Below are 21,266 nucleotides of genomic sequence, written 5' to 3' on the forward strand. Positions count from 1 at the left end.
CGCTCATTGGTTACACTGTGGACACCTCAACGGCGCCGAGAACGTCCGGTCCAGGAGAGTGGTGCACATGGGTGTGGCAGGAACGCAGGCCGACGGCCGGATCGCACGCGGAAACCAGACCCGCCAGCTGATTCTCCGAAGAGCCGTGGAGATCGCCTCCGTGGAAGGGCTCGCGGCCCTGTCCATGGGGCAGCTCGCGAGCGAGCTGAAGCTGAGCAAGAGCGGTGTGTTCGCGCTGTTCGGCTCCAAGGAGGACCTCCAGCTCGCGACCATCCGCACGGCGATCACCGTGTACCTGGAGCACGTGGTGCAGCCGGCCCGGGACCTGCCGGCCGGCATCGGCCGTCTGTGGCGCCTGTGCACGGGCTGGCTCACGTACTCCCGGGAGCGGGTCTTCCCGGGCGGCTGCTTCTTCTACTCGGTCTCCGCCGAGTACGACGCGCGCGAAGGCAAGGTCCACGACACGCTCGCCGCGGCCCGCACCAACTGGTTCTCCTACCTGGAGCAGACCGCGCGCGAGGCACAGCTCGCCGGAGAACTCGCGCCGGACGCCGACGTGCCCCAGCTCGTCTTCGAACTCGTGGCGTTCCTGGAGATGGCGAACGCCGAGTCCGTCCTGCACGACGACTTCACGTGCTACGACAAGGCGGCCAAGGCCGTCCTCAACCGCCTGCGCTCCGAGGCCGCCGACCCCTCGCTGCTGCCCGCCACACCCTGACGCCCCGGCGGCGGCCCCGCCCACCCGGACGGGCCCGCCGCCGCGCTCCGTGCCTCCCCTCACGCCCCGATGGCGTGCACACCGCCGTCCACGTGCACGATCTCGCCCGTCGTGCGGGGGAACCAGTCGGACAGCAGGGCGACCACCGCGCGGGCCGCCGGTTCCGGGTCCGAGAGGTCCCAGCCGATCGGGGCGCGGGTGTCCCACACCTCGCGGAAGGTCTCGAACCCCGGGATGTGCCGGGCCGCCATGGTCTTCACGGGCCCGGCCGCCACCAGGTTGCAGCGGATGCCGCGCGGCCCGAGGTCCCGGGCGACATAGCGCGAGGTGGCCTCCAGGGCCGCCTTGGCCACGCCCATCCAGTCGTACGCGGGCCAGGCCACGCCCGCGTCGAAGTCCAGGCCCACGATCGACCCGCCGCGCTCCTGAAGCAGCGGCAGGCACGCCACCGCGAGCGCCTTCAGCGAGTAGGCGGACACCTCGACCGCGGTCGCCACCGAATCCCAGCCGGTGGCGAGGAAGTTGCCGCCCATCGCGTCCTGCGGCGCGAAGGCGATGGAGTGCACGACGCCGTCCAGGCGCGCGTCGCGGCCCACCCGCTCCCGGATCCGCCCGGCCAGGCTCTCCAGGTGTCCCTTGTCCTGGACGTCGAGTTCGAGCAGGACGGCGGGCTCGGGCAGCCGCCGCGCGATCCGCTCCACCAGGGCGAGCCGGCCGTACCCCGTGAGGACGACCTCGGCTCCCTGCTGCTGGGCGAGCCGGGCGGTGTGGAAGGCGATCGAGGACTCCATCAGGACGCCCGTCACCAGGATCCGCTTGCCCGCGAGAAGGCCGGTCACCGTGCCGCCACCCCCGTCCTGTCGCCGAGGTCCGCGCCGGTTCCGGTGAGGAACCCGGCGATGGTGTCGACGACCAGGGGAGAGCCGAGGACGCGCCGGTGCCCGAGCCGGCGGGTGAGGACCAGCCGGGCCCGGTCCGCGAAGCCCCCGGCGAGGCGCTCCGCCTGCTCCGCGCCCACCGCCTCGTCGTTCTCGTCGTGGATCAGGAGCACGGGGACGCGTACGTGCGGGGCGTGGTGGAGGACGGAGAAACGGGTCCACATGTCCTCGCCCGGGTACAGGTCCCGGTCCAGGCGGTGGCGCAGTTCCGCGTCCGTCCGCGCGTCCAGTGCCCGGTGGGCGCTGAAGGAGTCGACCAGGTAGGAGAAGTCGGGGACCGTGCTGACGGCCACGATCCGGCCGGCGCGCAGCCCTTCGGGCAGCGACAGGAACAGCGCCAGCGCCCCGAAGGAGTGGCCGACCACGGCCGCGAAGTCCCCGTGCGCGCGGTGCAGTGCGCCGATGAGGGCGCGGTACTCGGCCAGGGTGGTGGTGTCGCCCCCGGACTCGCCGTGCCCCGGAGCGTCGAAGGACACCGGGCTGTAGCCGAGTGCGAGGAGCCGGGTGATGAGCTTGGCGTAGCGCGAGGCGCGCGATTCCCAGCCGTGCACCAGCAGCACCGGGCGCTCGCCGTCGCCCCAGGCGTAGGTGACGACCCCGCCGCCCCGGGCGGTCAGCTCGCCGGTCCGCGCGCTCTCGATGACCGCCCGCTCGTCGGGCCGGGGTCTGCTGCGCCCCTGCGGCTTGCGGAACAGGTCGAACATGGCCTCCCCCTGCGCGCTCAGGGCCGGGCCGGCCGCCGTCGCGAGATCCATGACAAACCCTCCAGTTGTTCGGTGCTGCGCGAGGTGTCCGGCGCAGCTATTAGCACGATCGTTCGCGCATATTCATGATGAACCAGTACTTCAGGAAAGTAAACGGACGATCGTGCTAATATGTTGAACCGTCAGCACTCCCCGTTGGAGGACGACATGACGATCCCGCACCCCGCTCCCCGTCCCGTGCAACCCGGCCCCAATCAATGGATCAAGGACCACCTGGACTCGGTGATCGACGCCGAGCTGCTGGACGACCGGCCCGACCGGAGCGCCCCGGCGACCGGGCCGCGCGGCCCCGTGCGCGCGCCGCGGCCCTGACCGGGCGCACCGGGCGGGGAGAGGGGGTGGCCGCGATCCGGGGCCGCCCCCCGTCCCGTACCGCCGTCCGGGTCAGGCCGCTTGCGACTCCCGCTTGGCGCGGGCCGCGCGGATGCCCTCGCGGCGGGTCGTGAACGACGTCGCCTTCTTGTCCAGCTGATCCAGGAAGGCGGCGAGTTCCTCGCGTGCGCGCTCACCGTCCGGGCCGAGGCCCGCGCGTTCGAAGACGCCGAGCCTGCGCAGGACGGGCGTGAGGACGCTGTCGTGGTGGAGGCGGAGGTCGTAGATGCCGGCGATGGCGATCTCCGCCGACTTGCGGCCGAAGTCCTTGATGGTGGAGCCCGGCATCTCGAAGCCGACGACGACGTCCCGCACGACCCGCATCGCGGTGTCCGGCACCAGCTCGAACGCCGCCTCGACCAGGTTGCGGTAGAAGACCATGTGCAGGTTCTCGTCCGCGGCGATCCGCGCGAGCAGCGCCTCGCACCGGGGATCGGTGCTCGCCTGGCCGGTGTTGCGGTGCGAGATGCGGGTGGCAAGCTCCTGGAACGCGGCGTACGCGATCGCGTGCAGCGCGCTGAAGCCGTCGGGCCGGTGGTATCCGCCCGACATGTGCGCCATCCGGGCGCGCTCCAGGGCCCGGGGGTCGACGGCCCGGGTGACCAGGAGGTAGTCGCGCAACGCGGTGCCGTGCCGGGCCTCCTCGGCGGTCCAGCGGTCCACCCAGGTACCCCACGCGCCGTCCTTGCCGAACTCGGCCACCGCGAAGTGGTAGCCGGGCAGGTTGTCCTCCGTGAGCAGGTTGACCACCAGGGAGGTGCGGGCCACCTCCGGCAGCGTGGCCTCGTCGTCGGTCCACGGCTGTCCGCCGAGCGGGCCGTCGAACGTACGGCCCTCGCTCCACGGGACGTACTCGTGCGGGAACCACTCCTTGGCGACGTCCAGATGACGGTGGAGGTTCTCCTCCACCACCGGCTGGAGCTGTGCCAGCAGGGCGTGCTCGGCTCGCGCGACGGAGCGGTCGGATCGGTCGATGGGTGGCATGCGCTCTCTTCTTCACATCGTCGCGGGAGCCGGTGGCCCCGCCGGGAGCGGACGGTTACGCGTTCTGGACGGGCCGGGAGCGGATCGCGAAGGCCGCCGCGGCGGCGGCCCCGGCCCCGATGGCACAGGCGAGGAACACCCGCAGATAGCCCTCGTCGTCGAGGACGTCATGGCGCTCCAGGATGGCCGCGAGCGCGGCGATGCCGAGGGCGCCGCCGATCTGGCGGGTGGTCATCAGCAGGCCGGTGCCGGAGGCGAAGCGCTGCGGCGGCAGCGACGCCGTGGCCGCGTTGGAGATGGCGGTCAGCGCCGCGCCGATGCCGACGCCGGCGAGGACGCCGAGGGGCAGCCACACCGCCGCGTAACTCCTCTCGGTGCCCAGCAGCAGGTACATCCCCGCGCACGAGGCGCCGAAGAGCACGGAGCCGACGGCGACCGCCGCCCACTGGCCGGCCGGCCCGACCCGGCGTCCGACGACCATGGCGCCGAGCGCGGAGGCGAAGGCGCCCGGCGTGACCGCCAGTCCGGCCTTCAGCTCCGAGTAGCCCCACACCGCGTTCAGGAACAGCAGGGAACTGAGGAGGTAGGAGTACATCGCCGCGCCGAACAGCAGCGAGGTGACATTGGTGGCCGCGAAGGCGCGGCTGCGCCAGAGGTCCAGCTCGATGGCGGGCGCGGCGTGCCGCCGGGACAGCAGCAGGGCCGCGGCGAGCAGCACCGCACCGCCGCCGAGCAGGCCGAGCACGCGTCCGCCGGCCCAGCCCCACTCCGTGCCCTGGGTCACGCCGAAGACGACACCGCCGACACCGAGCGCCAGGGCCAGCGTGCCGGTGGGGTCGGGCAGCTTGCGGCCGGTCGGCCGGTCGCCGGTGAGCCGGACCGCGCCGGCCAGGATGACGAGACCGATCGGCAGGTTGATCAGGAAGACGCTGCGCCAGCCCCAGGCGTCCACCAGGAGTCCGCCGAGGCTCGGGCCGACGGCGGCGGCCATGCTGCCCACCGCTCCCCAGATGCCGATGGCGACCTGACGGCGGGCCGCGGGAGTGTGCTGGAGCACCAGGCCGAGCGCCGAGGGGATCAGCCCCGCCGCGCCCACTCCTTGCAGGGCCCGGGCCGCGATGAGCATCGGCACCCCGGTGGCGAGCCCGCTGAGCAGAGAGGCCACCAGGAACACGGCCGCGGACCACACGAACAGCTTCTTGCGCCCGATGGTGTCGGCGACGCGGCCGGCGACGGCCAGCAGCGCCGCGAACACGACGGTGTAGGCGGTCACGATCCAGGTGAGCTGGGAGAGCGAGGCGTCGCGGAAGTCGGCGCGCAGATCCGCGAAGGCGATGTTCACCACCGTGGTGTCGAGCACGGCGAGGAACGTGGCGCCGGACGCGACGAGCAGGGCGAGCTTGGCGGCGGCCGCCGCCGTCGCGGAGGTCCCCGGCGCGCCGGCGTCGTCCGGCTGTGCTGCCCGGGCCGGACCGGTGTCCGGCGAGTGGGGTGAGGCGGTCGTCATGCGAGGGGGTCCCTTCGTCCGGTGCGCCGCCGTCACCCGGTCCGCAGCGGCCGCGCTCACTCGCGTAAAAGTAGACGACCGTGCGTTCATTTAAAAGGGACTTCCCGGGTTCCCGTGGATTCCGGCGCGATGAAACCCATCGCGCCGTCGATCACCGCCGCCTCGCCCAGCACCTTGCGGTGCCCCAGCCCGCGGGTCAGGACCAGCTCCGCCCGATCGCCGTACGCGGACTTCAGCGCGTGCGCGTGCGCGACCGGGACCATGTCGTCGTCCGTGTCGTGGATGATCCGCATCCGTACCCCGATCCGTTCGGGGCGCGCGGTGGCGTCGAACTCCTCCCAAGGGTCGCGGACCTGCCCGAAGAGCCGGTGCTCGATCCGGAGGCGGAGGTCCTGCCGCAGGCCGGGCCCGAGCCGCAGGATGCGGGCGAACTCGTCGGGAAAATGGCCGAAATCCTTCACGGCGGCGACCGTGACGAGCCGCTCGGCCCGCAGCCCGCCGCGCAGCGCCAGGAAGGCGGCGGTGGCGCCGAGGGAGTGGGCGACCACCGTGTGGAAGACCCCGTACCGCTCCTGGAGCAGCCGGGTGATCTCGCGGTACTCCAGGATGGTGGTGGTCCCGCCCTCCGAGTCGCCGTGCCCGGGCGCGTCGAACGCGAGCCCGGTCAGCCCCAGCGCCTCCAGCCGCGGCACGAAACCCGCGTACCGCGAGGCCCGGGACTGCCAGCCGTGCAGCATCAGCACCGGCCGCGCGCCGTCACCCCACCGGTAGACCCGCACCCGTCTGCCGCCGAGGACCACCTCCTCGACCGCGGCCCGCTCGTGGACGGCCCGCTCCCCGGGCAGCACCCCGCCCCTGCGCAGCGGATGACGGAACAGCGCGTAGGCGGCCCGTCCCGCCAGGCCCGGAGCGGGCCGGGCCAGCGCGTTGAGGGCCGTACCGACCAGCGCGGCACCCCGGGTCACCGCCCGGCCCCCGAAGCCCGGTCCCGCGGGGCCGGAGCCTTGGCCGCCCGCAGCGCCCGATCGGTCAGCTCCCCGGCCGCCCCCGTGTACGCGGCCGGGTCGAGGAGCGCGCCGAGGACGCCGGCGTCGAAGCGGCCGGCGAGTTCGGGTACGGCGGCGAGGACCTCGGCAAGGGGGCGGCCGGTGGCGGCGCTCTCGGCGGCGGCCCGGCTCACCACCTCCTTGGCCGTCGCCTTGCCGAGCACGGACGCCAGCGCCGCCGCGAGCCGCTCGGAGACGATCAGACCGCCGCTCAGGCCGAGGTTGGCGCGCATCCTCCCGGGATCCACCACCAGCCCGGCCACCAGCTCCCGTGCGGTGTGCGCCGCCCCGCCCGCCAGCCGCAGACACTCGCGCAGCGGCAGCCACTCCGCGTGCCAGGCACCGGCCGACCGCTCGTCCTCCGAGAGCATCGCCTGCGTCAGCACGCCCGCGTACGCGGGCACCTGGAGGGCGGCGGAGCGGATCAGCGTGGCCAGCGCCGGATTGCGCTTGTGCGGCATCGCCGAGGAGACACCCCGTCCGGCCGCCGCCGGCTCCGCCACCTCGGCGGTCTCGGTGCGCGCCAGCGACTGCACATCCACCGCGATCTTGCCCAGCACCCCGGTGGCCAGGGCCAGTTCGGCGGCCAGCGCGGCGACCGGCGCACGGTGGCTGTGCCACGGCAGGAGCGGGGCACCGAGGCCGGTCTCCGCGGCGAACCGCTCCGTCAGCCGGCGCGCGTACTCCGGTTCCGGGGGCTCGCCCCGCGCCTCGCGGTGCAGCCGCTCGTACTCGACGTAGCCCGCCAGCGTGCCCGCCGCGCCGCCGAGCTGGACGACCAGCTCCTCCGTGCGCAGCCGGCGCAGCCGGTCCGCCGCCCGCGCCACGGCCACCAGCCAGCCGGCGGCCTTGAGGCCGAAGGTGGTCGGTACCGCGTGCAGCCCGAGCGTCCGCCCCGCCATCGGCGTCCCCGTGTGCGCGCCGGCCAGCATCCGCAGCGAGCCGGCCATGTCGTCCAGGTCGGCCAGCAGCACGTCCAGGGTGCGGGCGGCCACCAGCATCGCGGCGGTGTCCAGGATGTCCTGACTGGTCGAGCCCCGGTGCACCTGGTCCGCGGCGGCCGGGTCGACGGCCGCCACCAGGTCGGTGAACGCCCGCACCACGGCCACCACCGGATTGGCCGCGCCCCGGCCGAGCACGGCCAGCGCGCGCAGGTCCAGGCGGTCGGCGCGGGCCAGCGCGGTGATGGTCCGCGCCGCCTCCTCGGGCACGTTGCCCAGCGCCGCCTGGGCCCGCACCAGCGCCGCCTCCGCGTCCAGCATCGCCTGGAGCCACGCCCGGTCGGAGGTGGTCTCCTCGGCGGGGCTGCCGGCGCGCACCGGGCTCAGCAGCCCGGCGTCGACGAGGGCCGCGCCCGTGTCGGGGGCGCCCGTGTCGGGGGTGTTCACCGCGTCAGCTCTCCGATCATCTCGTCGTCCGGCCGCCGGTCCGCCGCCGCGAGGACGGCACGTGCGATGGCGTCCGAGTCCTGGAGCGTCACCGAGTTCACCCCGGGACGGATGCCGGCCGCCGTCGCCCAGTGCACGGACTCCGTGGGCACCCCGAAGGCGAAGCGGCGCGGATGCGCCCGGCCCTCGGCGTCGATCACCCGGAACGGCGCGCCGGTCACGGCGAGGCCGCCCGTCTCGTACGACGTCCCCTCCGGGTCGCCGATCCGGTGCGGACGGCACCGTCCGGAGGCCAGGAGCCGGCGCAGCAGCGGATCGGCGGTCGTGCGCAGGTCGGTCTCCGGCAGGCGCGCCTCGACGAGGGTGCCGGCCGGGACCCGGGAGCCGGGCACCGCCGGGGACTCGATCACGAACGTGCCCCGTGCCCGGTCCGCCCCGGCCCGCGCGTCCGGGCCGAGCACGTCCAGCACGCCGGCCTCGATCAGCGCGATCGCCTCCTCGATCCGCCCGGCGGGCGGCCCGATGGACAGGTACGCGTTCAACGGCGTGTACCAGCCGTCCAGGTCACGCCGGTGCGAGCGGCCGGTGAGGCCGCCGTGGTCGATCACGAGCCGCAGTTCGTTGCGCAGGTCGCGCAGCACGTCGAGCGCCGACTTCAGCGGCCCGTCGACATTGCCGGCCCGCGCCGACGCCAGATCCGCGCGCAGGTGCGCGACCAGCCAGCCGCGGAAGTCGGCCGGCGAGACGAAGTCGCGTCCCGCGTACGGGCGGGCGATCCGGTCCCAGTCCCAGCGGTCGGCCGGCGCCACGCCGAACTCGTCGAGGATGTCCTGCTCGCGCCGGCTCCCCGGCGGCACCGCGAGATAGGCCGCGCGCAGCCGGCGCGCGTCCGCCGTCCGGTCGGCGGCCGTGAGCAGCGCGGTGTAGTAGACGGTCTCGGCCTCCTTGGCGACCAGCGGCCACACCGTCTCGCGGAAGTCGATCCCGCCCCGGCGCCGGGCCCGCTGCCGCAGCTCCTCGATCACCTCCGCGGTCAGCAGGGCCGGTTCGTGCCGCCCGTGCGGGCCCTTCTGGTTCTCGCCCCGCGCGTGGAAGGGCAGGCCCCGGCGGGAGCCGGCCACCAGCCGGGGCTCCCGTCCGGACGGCAGATAGACCAGCCGGCCGCCCCGCCGCTCGAACCGCCCGCCCCGGCCGAGCGTCAACAGGGCCGTGTGGTCGAAGAAGTTGAGCCCCAGCCCGAGCAGGGCCACCGTCTCGCCGGGGCGCACCGCCGACAGGTCCGCGTCCGCCGGGTTGGCGGGTGCGACGTAGCCGAGCCCGTGCGCCCCGGCGAACTCGGCCAGCTCCCGCTGGCGGCGGGAGCGCCGTACCGGCAGATGGCCCTGGGCGAGGACCACGGCGGCCAGGCCCGCCACGCTCCGGCCGTCGTCGAGCCGCACCCGCTGGGTGCCGTCCGGCTCGTCGGTCAGGCCGACCGCGCGGGCCCGGTGCACCACGGTCGTCAGGCCGCCCGGCGCGGTCCGGGTGACCCGCTGGAAGACCCACTCCAGGTAGTGGCCGTAGAAGGCGCGGGTGGGATACGAGTCGGGGCCGAGCGCGCGGGCCTCGGCCAGCACCCGCTCGTCGTGGCGCGCACCGTCCATGGGGCCGATCAGGGTGAGGAAGCGCGCCCACTCGTACAGGCTCGGCCCCGGGACGAGCGCCCCCTCGATCCGCACGCTGTCGTCGGTGAACATCGTGACCTGGGAGGCCACCGTGTTCATCAGCAGGTGCTCGGACTGGTCGGTGCGCCACACCCGCCCGGCGCCCGGCGGATACGGGTCGACCATGTGCACGGTGAGCGGGCGGCGGTCCGCTTCCGCCGCGGCGTTCGCACACAGCCGTTCGAGGACCGAGAGGCCGCGGGGCCCGGCACCGATCACGCAGACGTCGAGCCGTCGGCTGGTCATAGTCACTTGCTCCACTGGGTCGAAGGTCGTCGTGGGCCGGGCCGTCGGCCCGGGACGGGGCGGCGCCTCATGTCCCGGCGGCGGCACCGCTCAGCCGCAGGCCGCCCGGCGCCCGCCCCTGGATCAGGCCGCGCCCGCGCACCCCGCGGGCCAGGGCCGCGGTGAGCCGGTCCCGGCCGCCGGCGTCCCGGGCCGCAGGGGCCTCCGCCAGCTCCCGCAGGGCGCCCAGGGCCGTCTCCAGCTCCCCGGCCAGCTCCGTCAGCACCTCCACGACGGCCGCCGCGTTGGAACTGAGGATGTCCGTCCACAGGCCGGCGTCGCCCGCGGCGATCCGCGTGGCGTCGCGCAGGCCCTGGCCGGCGAGCTGGAGCTGGGACTCCTCGCCGTCCAGCAGCCGGCCCGCGAGCAGGCTCGCGACCAGGTGCGGGGTGTGCGAGACGAGGGCCACCGCCCGGTCGTGCTGGGCGGGCTCCATCACCACCGGGCGCGCCCCGCACAGCCGGGCCAGCTCCGTCGCCCGGCCGACCGCCCGCTCGCCGGCCCGGCCCGCCGGGGTCAGCACCCAGGGCCGGCCGTGGAACAGGTCGGGCAGCGCCGCGAGCGGCCCCGACCGCTCCCGGCCCGCCATGGGGTGCCCGCCCACGAAACGGGCCAGGTCGCAGCCCAGCTCCGCGGCCTCCCGCTGCGGCCGCACCTTCACGCTGGAGACGTCGGTGAAGTCGTGGGCCAGCCCCCGTGTCTGCTGCCGGCGCAGACACGTGGCGACATGCTGCGGGGGTACGGCGAGGACGGCCAGGTCCACGGGGGTGCGCGGTACTTCCGCCACCCCCGCGCCGAGGCCGGCGGCGGTGCGCGCGGCCTCGGGGTCGTCGTCGAGGAGGTAGGGGGTGATGCCCCGGGCGCGCAGCGCCAGGGCGATCGACGTGCCGATCAGGCCCGTGCCGACCACCGCGACGGTGCGCATCAGCGGGTGCGCCACAGCACCGGCAGGAACTCGGGGTCCGCGTAGTCCGGGGTCCCCTCGGCGGTCCTGCGCACCAGCACGTCGTGGTTGTACGCCACCGCGGTGCCGTCGGAGCGGCGGAAGGGCCGGTAGCGGTTCTCGCCGTCCTGGAGGTGGAAGGAGATGGCGCGGCGGGGCCGGTCGCCGACGTTGGCGCCGCTGCCGTGGTAGGTGCGGCAGTGGTGGAAGCTGACGTGGCCCCTGGGGATCACCATCGGGACCTTGCGGACCTCCGTGTTGTTGTACGCCGCGTTCTCCTCCAGCATCTGGTCGAGTTCGCCCCGGTCGCGCTCGGCGAAGTGCAGGGACGTCGCGTCGTTGGCGGCGGTCTCCTTCCAGTGGTGACTGCCGTCCACCATCGTGATGGTGCCCAGTTCCTCGTCACAGTCGTGGAAGGGGATGAACGCGGTCAGCATCCGCTCGGAGGTGGAGGTGGCCCAGTAGTGCCGGTCGAAGTGCCAGGGCACGATGTTCGACGGCTCCCCGGCCACCGGCGGTTTGTAGATCAGGGTGGACTGGAACACCCGGATCTCCGCGGCCTCGGCGAGCCGCGCGGCCACCGCGCCGAGCAGCGGCTTGCGCAGGACGGCGCCGATCGTGTCGTCCTCGTAGTGGATGTAGTCGTTGTGCCGCTGCACGGGACCGTGCTCCGGCTCCCAGTACGCCAGCTTCGACGGGCGGACCGGCAGCGTACGGTCGCGGTGGCCGGCGTAGAAACGCTCGCTGGCGGCCTCGAGCCGTGCGGTCTCCTCGTCGGTGAAGATCTTCTCGGACAGGTACCAGCCGTGCTCGGCGTAGAAGGCCACGTCCTCGTCGGTGGGCAGGAGCGCGCGCTCCTCCTCGGTCAGGGTGAAAGCGGTGGGGTCCTGAACAGTCACGGTCTTCCTCGTGTGCCTTGAAGGGGGTGGTGGGCGTCGGCCGGTGTCAGGCCATCGCCTTCTCGCGGGCCACGGCCTCGTAGAGCGCCTTGATGTTGCCGCTGCCGAACGTGCGGGCCCCGTGCCGGTCGATGACCTCCCAGAAGAAGGTCTTCCGTACGTGCATGGACTGGGTGAAGATCTGGAAGACCTGGCCCCAGTGGTCCCGGTCGACCAGGACGTTGGTGCGCCGCAGGTCCTCGATGCGCAGCTCGGGCTCGCCCAGCCGCTCGGCCAGCTCGTCGTAGTAGGTGCCCGGGGTGTCCAGGAAGCCGACACCGCGGGCCTCCATGGCCGGCACCGCGGTGACGATGTCGTCGGTGAGCAGCGCGAGATGCTGCACTCCGGCGCCGCCGTGGCGGGCCAGGAACGCGTCGATCTGGCCGGGCCGACGGTCCGTCACCGGCTCGATGAGGGTGAAGGTGACCTCGCCGGACGGGCTCTGCACCACCTTGGAGTCCATGGCCTGCTCGCCGACCTCGATGAACTCCTCGAAGATCTGGCGGAACCCGAAGACCTCCTCGTAGAAGGCGACCGTCGGCCGCAGGGTGCCCGCCGGCAGGCAGATCGCCGCGTGGTCGACGGTGTGCAGCAGCCGTTCGCTCTCGTCGGGGTCGTCGGCGATGATGTCCATCGTGCCGGGCAGGAAGTCGGCCCGGTCCCCGGTCCGCTGCGTGAAGCGGTGCGCCACGTCGCCGAAGCCGAGCACGGACGCCGTGACGACCTCGGTGCCGCACCGGCCGTGCGTGACGGGCTCCTCCACCGGTGTCGCCCCCCGCGCCACGGCGGTCGCGAACGCCTCGGCGGCGTCCGGGACTTCGAAGGCGATGTTGGCCACGCCGTCGCCGTGCCGGGAGACGTAGTGCGCCGCCGGATGGCCGGGGGTCAGCGCGGAGGTGAGCACCAGGTCGATGCCGCCCTGGCTCAGCAGCAGCGACCGGCTGTCCGCGCGGCCCGTCTCGGGACCCGCCTGGCCGCGCACCCGGAAGCCGAACGCGGTGCACAGGTAGAACGCCGACTGCCGGGCGTCGCCGACGTAGAACTCGACGTGGTCCACGGCTCCGATGTTCACGTGCTCTCTCCCTCTTCGCGGCGCCGGGCGCGGGTGCCGGCGGTGCCGAACAGCAGGCTGACGTTGTGACCGCCGAAGGCGAACGAGTTGGACAGCACGGCCTGGACGGGGACGCGCCGGGCCTCGCCCCGTACGTGGTCCAGGTCGCAGGCCGGGTCGACCTCGTCCAGGTTGTGCGTGGGCGGCAGCGTGCCGCGCGCGACGGCGAGGGCGCAGATCGCGGCCTCCACCGCACCGGAGCCGCCGAGCAGGTGCCCGGTCATGGACTTGGTGCTGCTCACGGCCGGCGAACGGTCTTCGAACACGGCCCGTACGGCCCTGGTCTCGGCGATGTCGCCCAGCTTGGTGGCGGTGCCGTGCGCGTTGATGTAGCCGATGTCGCCGGGCGTCAGACCGCCCGTGCGCAGCGCCCCGCGCATCGCCTGCGCGGCCCCCTCGCCGTCGGGGCGCGGCGCGGTGGGCTTGAAGGCGTCGGTGGTGGCGCCCCAGCCGAGCAGGTCGGCGTAGCCCGCGGCGCCCCGGGCGTCGGCGTGCTCGACGCGCTCCACGACCAGCACCCCGGCGCCCTCCGCCAGCACGAACCCGTTGCGGCGGCGGTCGAAGGGCCGGCTGGCCGCCTCCGGGTCGTCGTCCCAGCCGCTGGCCAGGGCCCGGGCGTGGGCGAACGCCAGGGCGGAGGTCGGGTTGAGCGGCGCCTCGGCGCCGCCGCAGACCACCACGTCGGCCTCGCCGTAGCGGATCAGCCGGGCGGCCTCCGCCACGGCGTGGGCACCGGCCGCGCAGGCGGTGGCGACGGCCGAACTCCAGCCGCGGATACCGTGCTTGATGGCGATCCGGGCCGCCGCCATGTTGGGCAGCATGCCGGGCAGCAGATAGGGGCTGACCGCCGTCGGGCCGCGCCGGACCCGCTCGTGGGCCTGTGCCTCGTACGTGGTCAGGCCGCCCGCGCCGCTGGAGACGACCACCGCGACGCGCTCGGGGTCCACGTCCCGGCCCACCACGATCCCCGCGTCGGCGAGGGCGTCGTCGGCGGCGGCCAGGGCCATCAGGGCGTAGCGGTCGACCAGCCGGCCCTCGCTGGGCGGCAGCACCTCGCGCGCCTCGATGTCCGGCGCGATGCCGGCGCTGCCCACGGTGCCGTCGAGCAGGTGCCCCTCCGGCGGCCTGCGCAGACCGGACTTGCCGTGGCACAGCGCGTCGAACGTGCCGGCGGCGCCCCGGCCGAGCGGAGTGAAGGTGCCGAGCCCGGTGATCACGGCACCCGGGAGCGCGGCGGTCATACGGCGACCTGCTTCGCGGAGGTCTCCCGGCCCAGCAGCTCGCCGTCCAGGAAGCGCCGGCGCAGCAGGAACTTGCGGACCTTGCCGGTCGCGCCGAGCGGGATGCGGTCCGGTTCGACCACGACGACGCGCTCGACGGTGCGGGCCACCCACGGCTCCAGCGCGGCGAGCACCTCGGCGGTGCGGTCGGCCTCCTGGTCCGCCGCCGGGTCCAGCACGAGCAGCACCGAGGTCGCGACCCGGCCGTCCGTGGACACGGCGACGACCGTGCACTCCAGCACGCCGGCGCAGTCGGCGAGGACCCGCTCCTCGCACAGCATGGTGTACAGGCGGTGGCCGTCGCCGAGGTCGACGGCGTCCACCAGGCGGTCCACGTGGTAGTAGTAGCCCTCCTCGTCGCGGTAGACGAGGTCGCCGGTGAGGAAGTAGCCGTCCCGGCGGGTGCGGTAGGTGGTCACCGAGTCGTTCCAGTAACCGAGCGACAGCGTCGGCGCCTTGACGGCGAGCTGGCCCACCTCGCCGGTGCCCAGCCGCTCGCCGTCGTCGTCGACGACCGCGATGTCGGAGAAGGCGTGCGGCCTGCCGATGCAGCGGCCGTAGCGCCCGGTGTCGGGGGTGTGCGTGATGTGGAACTGGGAGTGGCCCATCTCCGAGGAGCCGAGGCCGTCCACGAAGAACGAGCCGGGGCGCGTCACCCGCCCCCGCGCGGTGACCGACTCGCGCGTACCGTGCGCGATGAGCTTGCGGATGTGCGCCTCGTGCGCGCAGTCCCCGGTGTTCCACCAGGTGCGCACGGAGGCGAGGTCGCGCCGGGACAGGTCCTCGCCCGCCAGCTCCGACCAGGTGGCGGCGAAGCCGAGGACGCTGGCCGGCTGCCAGGACTCGATGGCGTCGAGCACCAGCGTGCCGGTCTGCCGGGAGACGACGGCCAGCTGGGCGCGGTTGGTCAGGGCGAGGTTCACGGCGATGACGGTGGCCGCGTGCGCGGAGGGCAGCGCGCCCAGCATCCGGTCCAGACCCTGGCCCTTGGGCAGGGACAGCCGGTGCCGGATGGCGGCGAACAGGCTGTGGTGGGAGTGGACGACCGCCTTGGGCAGGCCGGTCGTGCCGGAGGAGTGGGTGATGACCACGGGCTCGTCGCCGTGGTGCCGGTAGGCCGCGGGAGCCGCGCCGGGATCGCCGGTGCCCAGGTCGGCGGGGTCCGCGAGCAGCGCGGTGGTGCTGCCGGCCGAGGACAGCGCGTCCCGGTGCGGACGGTCGGCGATGACGCCGACGGCGCCCAGCCGCCGGATGTACTCGGCCGCCTGCTCGGCGGGCACCCTGCCGTTGACGAGCGCGGGGATCGCGCCCAGGCGGGCCAGTGCCAGATAGCCGAGCACCTGGTCGGCGCCGTCGGTCACCCAGACGGCGACCGGGTCGCGGGGCCTGACGCCGAGGGCGTGCAGGACGGCGGCCCGGGCGGCGACGCGCTCGCCGAGGTGCGCCAGGGTGAGGGGCTGCCAGGCCGGGTGGCCGTCCACCTCGGTGTCGAAGGTCAGGGTCGGTCGGTCGAGGCCGGTGCCCCGCTCGATCAGTGTGGTCAGCACGTTGCCCACGCCCAGCCGCTGATCGGCCGCGAGTTCCGCGCGCTCGTTCTTCGGGTTCATTTCCCGTCGGTCCCTACTGTCGGGCCTTTGTCTGTCTCGGTCTTCGCGTACGTGCACGGCCGTCCGGCGGGGCCGGCCGCCGCCCCTCCCGTCCGCCGCCGTGGCGGGCGGGACGGGAGGGTGGGTGCGGGCCGGGCCGTCGCCGGCCGTGGGGTCACTTGGCCGCGGCGGCGGCGGAGGCCCGGTCGACGATCTCCTTGACGAGACCCGAGACGGTCAGCAGCGCGACGGTCTCCATCTCGTCCTCCTCGAACTTCACCCCGTACGTGTCCTCGACCTGGATGGCTATCTCGGCGACCGAGAGGGACTCCAGGTCCAGGCCGGCCGGGCCGAGCGGGGTGTCGCCGGTGACCTCGGACACGTCGTAGTTCATGTTCTGCAGCGCCTCGATGATGAACTTCTCGACCTCAGCGGACATTTGATTGACTCCTGCTTCATGGACGGGCACCCGGGAATGGACCCGGACACGGTGACGGTGCTGTGGTGCACCACGGACGGGGACGAGCGCCGTAGGGCACGCGCCCTGCTGTTGCGGGGCGCGGCCGGGATGCTCGGCGTCCCGGAGTCCGAGGTATGGGTGGGCCACGAACCCGGCGGCCGGCCGTTCCTCGGCGGGGCCGGCGAGGGTGTGCGCGTGAGCGTGGCCCATACGCGCACGGCGGTGGCCATCGCCCTGGCCCGCGGGGCCGCGGTGGGTGTCGATGTGGAAGCGGTACGGCCGCTGCGCGCCGAGCCGATGGCCCGGGCGTGGCTCCACCCCGTGGAGGCAGCCTGGATCGGCGGGCTGCCCGAGGCGGAACGCTCGGTGGCCTTCCTGTGGTTGTGGACGCAGAAGGAAGCCGTCGGCAAGGCACTCGGCCGGGGACTGCGCGGCGGTGGCATGAGCCGTCGTATGCCGTTGCCGCGGAACTGGCCGCCGGCCCTGGACGCCCGGTCGGTGCCGAGCCCGTTGCCCGGTGCCGACGCGCTGGCGTCCGCCGCCGTCCTCGTCGACGGCGGCCGTCATGTCCTCGGTGTCGCGCTGTGCGGGGACACCGGAGGGATCGGGGGTGGTTCAGGCGAGGGCGGTGTCCACGTCCAGGTGCGCCGGATCGCCTCCGGCACCCGGAGCTGACCCGCCCGCCGGGGCCGCGGCGCGCGCGGCGGCGCGCAGCACCTCGGCGTTGCGCACCGGCTTGCCGGTGACGGTGCGCGGGATGCCGGGCAGGGCGTGCAGCGTGCGGGGCCGCTTGTACGGCGCGAGCCGTGCGGCGAGCGCGGCGGCGAGGCCGTCGAAGACCTCCCGGTCCCGCACGGTGACGAAGGCCTCGATGCCGGTGCCCTGGACGACCACGGCGTCGGCGACTCCCGGCAGGGCGCCGAGCACCTCCTCGACCTCGGCGAGGTCGACCTTCAGCCCGCCGACGGAGACCTGCGAGTCCAGCCGTCCGTGGACGGTGAGCAGGCCGGTGTCCTCGTCCAGGCTGCCCGCGTCCTTGGTGCGCAGCCAGCCGTCGACGAACCGGGCCGGGTCGGCCGGTCCCACGTACGGGCTGGCGGGCAGTCCCAGCAGGATCTGCCCGTCCTCGACGCGCACGCTCATCCCGGGTGCCGGGGTGAGGCCGGGACGGTGGGCGCCGGTGAGGTCGGTGGCGATGACCCCGGCCTCCGTCATGCCGTACATGGCGCCGAGGTCGGCGCGGTAGGTGCGGGTGAACCGCTCCCAGACGTCCGCGCGCACCAGTTCGCCGCCGACGATCATCCGGCGCAGCTGGGGGAGGCGGGGCGGGGTCCGGGCCGCGGTGAGGAGCGCGGCCTGCGAGGGGACGCCGAGGAGGGTGGTCGGCGCGTCGCCCGCGGCGACGGCCCTGAGGATGCCGTCGACCGTCTGGGTGCCGGGCAGCACGACCTCCGAGCCGGCGGCGAGTCCGTGCAGCAGCCCGCCGACGAGTCCGAGGACGTGGACGACCGAGGCCAGGACGACGGTGCGTTCGCCCCTGCGGGGAAAGCCGTCCAGCCGGGCGTACCGGTCGAGTTCCGCCAGGAGGCTTCCGACCGTGCGGCCGATGACCTTGGACGGGCCGGTGGAGCCGGAGCTGAGCTGGAGCAGCGCGTGCGGTGTGGCGGCCGGCCGGCCGCCGTGCAGCGGGGTGACGCGGGTGGCGAGGTCGAAGTGGCCGCGCAGCCGGCCGGTGACGTCCCCGACCGGCTCGACGACCAGTTGCGGAGTGAGCCGCGCGATCGCCTTGCCCACCTCATAAGGGGTCAGCCGGTGGTCCAGCAGGGCCACTTGGGCCCCCGTGCGCCACCCGGCGAGCATGGCGACGATACAGGCGAGCGAAGGCGGCACCCGCACCGCGAGCGTGCCCCCGGCCGCCAGGCCGGCGGCCCGCAGGCGCTCCTGTTCCGTTGCGACGAGCCGGCGCAGTTCCCCCCTGCCGACCGGCCCGGACAGATGGAGAACGGTCGTACGGCCGTCCCCCGCGAGTAAAAGGTCGTCTATCCAGGCACCTTCACTGCAAACGGCCCTTTTCGGCACCGCTTCCCCCACGAAAATCCCCACCAATCAAAACTTTACAAACGGGTTGCGGCCCGCCTCGTATCCCCCGGGGCCGCACATTCATCGTTGCCTACTACTTTCGAGTAATCAAGCGAAACTTCGGCGAGTTTGCCCGCACATCCGACAGATGTAGAAGGCAGCTTTTTGTGCATGCCGAAGTCCCATTCATCCGGAGTGGAAAAAGATGAATGGGAGGCGACCCCGAGGGGTGGGGTCAATTCACCGACGAGTAACCCCGGAGGGCCCGAAAAGATGGACGCGAGGGGCTCCCATCAGGGCCATGACCTCGTCGAATTCCTCGGTCAACGTGCGCAGGACGGCGGCGGCGCCGGCGGTTCCGGAATGCGTCAGTCCCCACAGGACGGGACGCCCCACAAAAACGGAATGCGCGCCGAGACAGAGCGCCTTCGCGATATCGGCGCCATGCCGGACCGAGCCGTCCAGGATCACCGGACAACGCCCGGACACGGCCTCGGCGACCTCCGGAAGCGCCTCCACGGCGGGCTGGGCGAAATCGAGCTGCCGTCCTCCGTGATTCGACACCACAATGGCGTCCACCCCGTGTTTCACGGCGAGTTCGGCATCCTCCGCGGTGAGCAGGCCCTTCAATACCAGCGGCAGCGGGGTGCGCTCGCGCAGCCAGGCCAGGTCGGACCAGGTGAGGGAGGCGTCGAACTGCTCCCGGGAATGCCGGGCGATGGCGGACGCGCCGGGCGCGCCGGTGTGCGAGGCGGACATGAGGGAGGGATCGAGGTTGACGGCGCGGATGTCCTCGGGGACGGCGAAGCCGTTGCGGGCGTCCCGCGGCCGGTGGGCGACTCTCGGCGCGTCGACGGTCAGGACGAGCGCGCGGTAGCCCGCGTCCTCGGCCCTGCGGACCAGCGCGAGCATCGGTTCCCGGCGCCTGAGCCAGTAGAGCTGGAGCCACAGCGGGCCGGTGGCCGCCGCCGCGATGTCCTCCAGGGTGCGGCTCGCGAACATGCTGACCGTGAGGAGCGTGCCGGTCTCGCCGGCGGCCCGCGCCGTCGCCACCTCGCCCTCGGGATGGACGAGCCGGTGGTAGGCCATGGGTGCGATGCCCAGCGGTGCCGCGAGGTCCGCCCCCAGCAGGGAGGTGCGGGAGTCGCAGTCCGAGACGTCGACGAGACAGCGTGGCCGCAGCCGGATCCGGTCGAGGGCGGCGCGGCCGGCCGTCACCATCGACTCGGTGCCGCTCCCGCCCGCCAGGAAGTCCCAGACCGGGCCGGACAGCCGCTCCCGTGCCGCGGCCTCGTACTCGTGCAGCGCCAACGCCACCGCGCCCACCCCATGTTCCTCGCGCGCTTCCGCGCCGCCGACCGTGTCCCGAACTAACCGCACGGCCGTACACTAACCGAACTCTCCCACATGTCCGCACGGTCGTCCACATAATGTGGGCCGGTATGTGGTCACGGAGCGGACGTCCCCCTGGCGGGAGACGGCGAGGAGGTGTGCCTTGGCAAGGACAGCGACGGACAGGCGGATCGAGCGTGGCAACCAGACCCGGCGGGCGATCCTCCAGCGGGCCGTCAGGATCGCGTCGGTCGAGGGCCTGGAGGGACTGTCCCTCGGCCGTCTCGCGGGCGAACTGCACCTCAGCAAGAGCGGAGTGTTCGCCCTGTTCGGATCGAAGGAGGAGCTACAGCTCGCCACCGTGCGGGCCGCCATCAAGGTCTTCATCGAACACGTCGTGCAGCCGGCCCGTGCCCTGCCCGCCGGTCTCGGCCGGCTGCGGTGCCTGTGCGGCAACTGGCTCTCCTACTCCGCGCGGCGCGTCTTCCCGGGCGGCTGCTTCTTCTACTCGGTCTCGGCGGAGTACGACGCCCGCCGGGGCAAGGTGCACGATGCCGTGGCGAGCGCGCACGGCAACTGGTTCACTCTCGTCGAGCAGATGATCGACGAGGCCAAGAAGGCGGGGGAGATCCGCGCCGGCGCCGACACCGCCCAGCTCGCCTTCGAACTCGTCGCCCTGCTGGAGATGGCCAACGCCGAATCCGTCCTGCACGCCAACTTCACCAGCTACGGCCGGGCCGCCGACGGCATCGTCAGCCGGCTGCGCGACGCCGCCACGGACCCGGCGCTCATCCCCGACACCCTGTGAACCGCCCGCGGGCACACGCCCCGCGGGCCCTGGACCTCCGGAGGCACCATGCCCTTGGACCCGCAGCTGCGGACCCTCTACGACCGGCGCGCGGCCGAGGGCGCCCGCCCGCTGTACACGATGACGCTCCACGAGGCCCGGGCCGCCGACCTCGCGGCCATCCGGGCGGCGTCCGGCACTCCCGAACCGGTGCGCGAGGTCCACGACCTCACCGTCCCCGGCCCCGGCGGGCCCCTGCCGGTCCGGGTCTACCGGCCGGCGGGCGAGGGCCCGCTGCCGGTGCTCGTCTACTTCTTCGGCGGCGGCTGGACCCTGGGCTCGCTGGACACCAGCGACGCGCTCTGCCGCGCCCTGGCCAACTCCGCCGGCTGCCTCACCGTCTCCGTCGGCTACCGGCTGGCCCCCGAGCACAAGTTCCCCGCCGCGCCCGAGGACTGCTTCGCCGGGCTCCGGTGGGCCGCCGGGCACGCCGGGCGGTTCGGCGGGGACGCGAGCCGGCTGGCCGTGGCCGGTGACAGCGCCGGCGGAAACCTCGCCGCGGCCGTCACGCTCATGGCCCGGGACGCGGGCGGCCCAAAGCTGCTGACCCAGCTGCTCGTCTACCCGAACACCGACTACCTGGCGGACACCCCGTCCCGCCGCGAGAACACCGACCCGCTGCTCTTCAACGACAAGTCGGTGCACTGGTACTGGGACAACTACCTGGCCACACCCGAAGACGGGGCCCACCCCCTCGCCTCACCGCTGCGCGCCGCCGACCACACGGGCCTGCCGCCCGCGCTGGTGATCACCGCCGAGTACGACCCGCTGCGCGACGAGGCCGAGGGCTACGCGCGGCGGCTGCGCGCGTGCGGGGTGCCCGCCGAGACCACCCGCTACCCGGGGACGACCCACGGCTTCTTCACCATGTCCGGCACCCTCGACGCGGCCCGCCGCGCCGTGGAACAGGCCGCGCGCCATCTGCGCACCGCCTTCGCCGCCGCCGGCAAGGACCGGCCGTGACCGCCTCCGCCACCAGTAAGGG

Annotated in this window: 20 protein-coding genes; 5 read left to right on the forward strand and 15 right to left on the reverse strand. The window is 73.9% G+C overall.

Translation table 11 applies throughout. The annotated features are described in order from the left end of the window. The first annotated feature begins 73 nt into the window (after window positions 1-73). The gene (locus tag SCK26_RS32750; protein ID WP_318206143.1) at window positions 74-718 is read left to right on the forward strand and encodes a TetR/AcrR family transcriptional regulator; all 645 of its coding nucleotides are present in this window, start codon (window positions 74-76) and stop codon (window positions 716-718) included. Between the two features lie 59 nt (window positions 719-777). Here SCK26_RS32750 and fabI read toward each other — a convergent pair whose 3' ends face one another. Both fabI and SCK26_RS32760 read right to left on the reverse strand, forming a co-directional pair. Continuing rightward, on the reverse strand, window positions 778-1,557 hold the full coding sequence (fabI, locus tag SCK26_RS32755; protein ID WP_318204963.1) for an enoyl-ACP reductase FabI: 780 nt from the start codon (window positions 1,555-1,557) through the stop codon (window positions 778-780). Further along, window positions 1,554-2,411: an alpha/beta hydrolase gene (locus tag SCK26_RS32760; protein ID WP_318204964.1), complete on the reverse strand. Its 858-nt coding sequence runs from the start codon at window positions 2,409-2,411 to the stop codon at window positions 1,554-1,556. Before SCK26_RS32760 ends, fabI begins: the two co-directional genes overlap by 4 nt. A 120-nt stretch (window positions 2,412-2,531) precedes the next feature. Here SCK26_RS32760 and SCK26_RS32765 point away from each other — a divergent pair, with 120 nt between their 5' ends. Next, window positions 2,532-2,732 carry a hypothetical protein gene (locus tag SCK26_RS32765; protein WP_318204965.1) on the forward strand — a complete coding sequence of 67 codons (201 nt, stop codon included), beginning with the start codon at window positions 2,532-2,534 and terminating at the stop codon, window positions 2,730-2,732. A gap of 72 nt (window positions 2,733-2,804) precedes the next feature. Here the strand turns inward: SCK26_RS32765 and SCK26_RS32770 are convergent, their stop codons facing one another. From SCK26_RS32770 to SCK26_RS32820, 11 genes are all read right to left on the reverse strand, one after another. Next, complete coding sequence (locus SCK26_RS32770; RefSeq protein WP_318204966.1) at window positions 2,805-3,776, reverse strand: acyl-ACP desaturase; 972 nt, start codon at window positions 3,774-3,776, stop codon at window positions 2,805-2,807. A 55-nt stretch (window positions 3,777-3,831) separates the two neighbouring features. Continuing rightward, entirely contained in the window at window positions 3,832-5,283 is a 1,452-nt protein-coding gene (locus SCK26_RS32775; protein WP_318204967.1) for an MFS transporter, read from the reverse strand. Window positions 5,284-5,369: 86 nt separating this feature from the next. Continuing rightward, entirely contained in the window at window positions 5,370-6,248 is an 879-nt protein-coding gene (locus tag SCK26_RS32780) for an alpha/beta hydrolase (RefSeq protein WP_318204968.1), read from the reverse strand. Further along, window positions 6,245-7,717, reverse strand: coding sequence for a lyase family protein (locus tag SCK26_RS32785; RefSeq protein ID WP_318204969.1), 1,473 nt, complete (start codon window positions 7,715-7,717; stop codon window positions 6,245-6,247). The genes SCK26_RS32780 and SCK26_RS32785 overlap by 4 nt, the downstream gene beginning before the upstream one ends. Further along, window positions 7,714-9,666 carry an FAD/NAD(P)-binding protein gene (locus SCK26_RS32790; RefSeq protein WP_318204970.1) on the reverse strand — a complete coding sequence of 651 codons (1,953 nt, stop codon included), beginning with the start codon at window positions 9,664-9,666 and terminating at the stop codon, window positions 7,714-7,716. Before SCK26_RS32790 ends, SCK26_RS32785 begins: the two co-directional genes overlap by 4 nt. 67 nt (window positions 9,667-9,733) lie before the next feature. Next, window positions 9,734-10,630, reverse strand: coding sequence for a prephenate dehydrogenase (locus SCK26_RS32795; protein WP_318204971.1), 897 nt, complete (start codon window positions 10,628-10,630; stop codon window positions 9,734-9,736). Then, window positions 10,630-11,547 (reverse strand): phytanoyl-CoA dioxygenase family protein, encoded by a 918-nt coding sequence (locus SCK26_RS32800; protein WP_318204972.1) that lies wholly within the window; start codon window positions 11,545-11,547, stop codon window positions 10,630-10,632. The genes SCK26_RS32795 and SCK26_RS32800 overlap by 1 nt, the downstream gene beginning before the upstream one ends. Window positions 11,548-11,593: 46 nt before the next feature. Continuing rightward, window positions 11,594-12,658, reverse strand: coding sequence for a 4-hydroxyphenylpyruvate dioxygenase (gene hppD / locus SCK26_RS32805; RefSeq protein WP_318204973.1), 1,065 nt, complete (start codon window positions 12,656-12,658; stop codon window positions 11,594-11,596). After that, the gene (locus SCK26_RS32810; RefSeq protein ID WP_318204974.1) at window positions 12,655-13,938 is read right to left on the reverse strand and encodes a beta-ketoacyl-[acyl-carrier-protein] synthase family protein; all 1,284 of its coding nucleotides are present in this window, start codon (window positions 13,936-13,938) and stop codon (window positions 12,655-12,657) included. The genes hppD and SCK26_RS32810 overlap by 4 nt, the downstream gene beginning before the upstream one ends. Further along, entirely contained in the window at window positions 13,935-15,584 is a 1,650-nt protein-coding gene (locus SCK26_RS32815; RefSeq protein WP_318204975.1) for a class I adenylate-forming enzyme family protein, read from the reverse strand. The genes SCK26_RS32810 and SCK26_RS32815 overlap by 4 nt, the downstream gene beginning before the upstream one ends. Window positions 15,585-15,738: 154 nt before the next feature. Next, window positions 15,739-16,002: a phosphopantetheine-binding protein gene (locus SCK26_RS32820; RefSeq protein WP_318204976.1), complete on the reverse strand. Its 264-nt coding sequence runs from the start codon at window positions 16,000-16,002 to the stop codon at window positions 15,739-15,741. An 18-nt stretch (window positions 16,003-16,020) separates the two neighbouring features. On the opposite strand from SCK26_RS32820, the gene SCK26_RS32825 reads away from it, so the two are divergent. Beyond that, complete coding sequence (locus SCK26_RS32825; protein ID WP_318204977.1) at window positions 16,021-16,698, forward strand: 4'-phosphopantetheinyl transferase family protein; 678 nt, start codon at window positions 16,021-16,023, stop codon at window positions 16,696-16,698. Here the strand turns inward: SCK26_RS32825 and SCK26_RS32830 are convergent. Next, complete coding sequence (locus tag SCK26_RS32830) at window positions 16,639-18,126, reverse strand: class I adenylate-forming enzyme family protein (RefSeq protein ID WP_318204978.1); 1,488 nt, start codon at window positions 18,124-18,126, stop codon at window positions 16,639-16,641. The two genes, SCK26_RS32825 and SCK26_RS32830, sit on opposite strands and share 60 nt — an antisense overlap. A gap of 216 nt (window positions 18,127-18,342) precedes the next feature. Then, complete coding sequence (locus tag SCK26_RS32835; protein ID WP_318204979.1) at window positions 18,343-19,482, reverse strand: alpha-hydroxy acid oxidase; 1,140 nt, start codon at window positions 19,480-19,482, stop codon at window positions 18,343-18,345. Window positions 19,483-19,597: 115 nt separating this feature from the next. Between SCK26_RS32835 and SCK26_RS32840 the strand changes: the two genes are divergently transcribed. Both SCK26_RS32840 and SCK26_RS32845 read left to right on the forward strand, forming a co-directional pair. Further along, on the forward strand, window positions 19,598-20,242 hold the full coding sequence (locus SCK26_RS32840; RefSeq protein WP_318204980.1) for a TetR/AcrR family transcriptional regulator: 645 nt from the start codon (window positions 19,598-19,600) through the stop codon (window positions 20,240-20,242). Between the two features lie 48 nt (window positions 20,243-20,290). Beyond that, window positions 20,291-21,244, forward strand: coding sequence for an alpha/beta hydrolase (locus SCK26_RS32845; RefSeq protein WP_318204981.1), 954 nt, complete (start codon window positions 20,291-20,293; stop codon window positions 21,242-21,244). Window positions 21,245-21,266 lie beyond the last annotated feature (22 nt).

Origin of the sequence: Streptomyces sp. SCL15-4, from assembly GCF_033366695.1 — a bacterium.
In the GTDB taxonomy this organism is placed as follows: domain Bacteria; phylum Actinomycetota; class Actinomycetes; order Streptomycetales; family Streptomycetaceae; genus Streptomyces.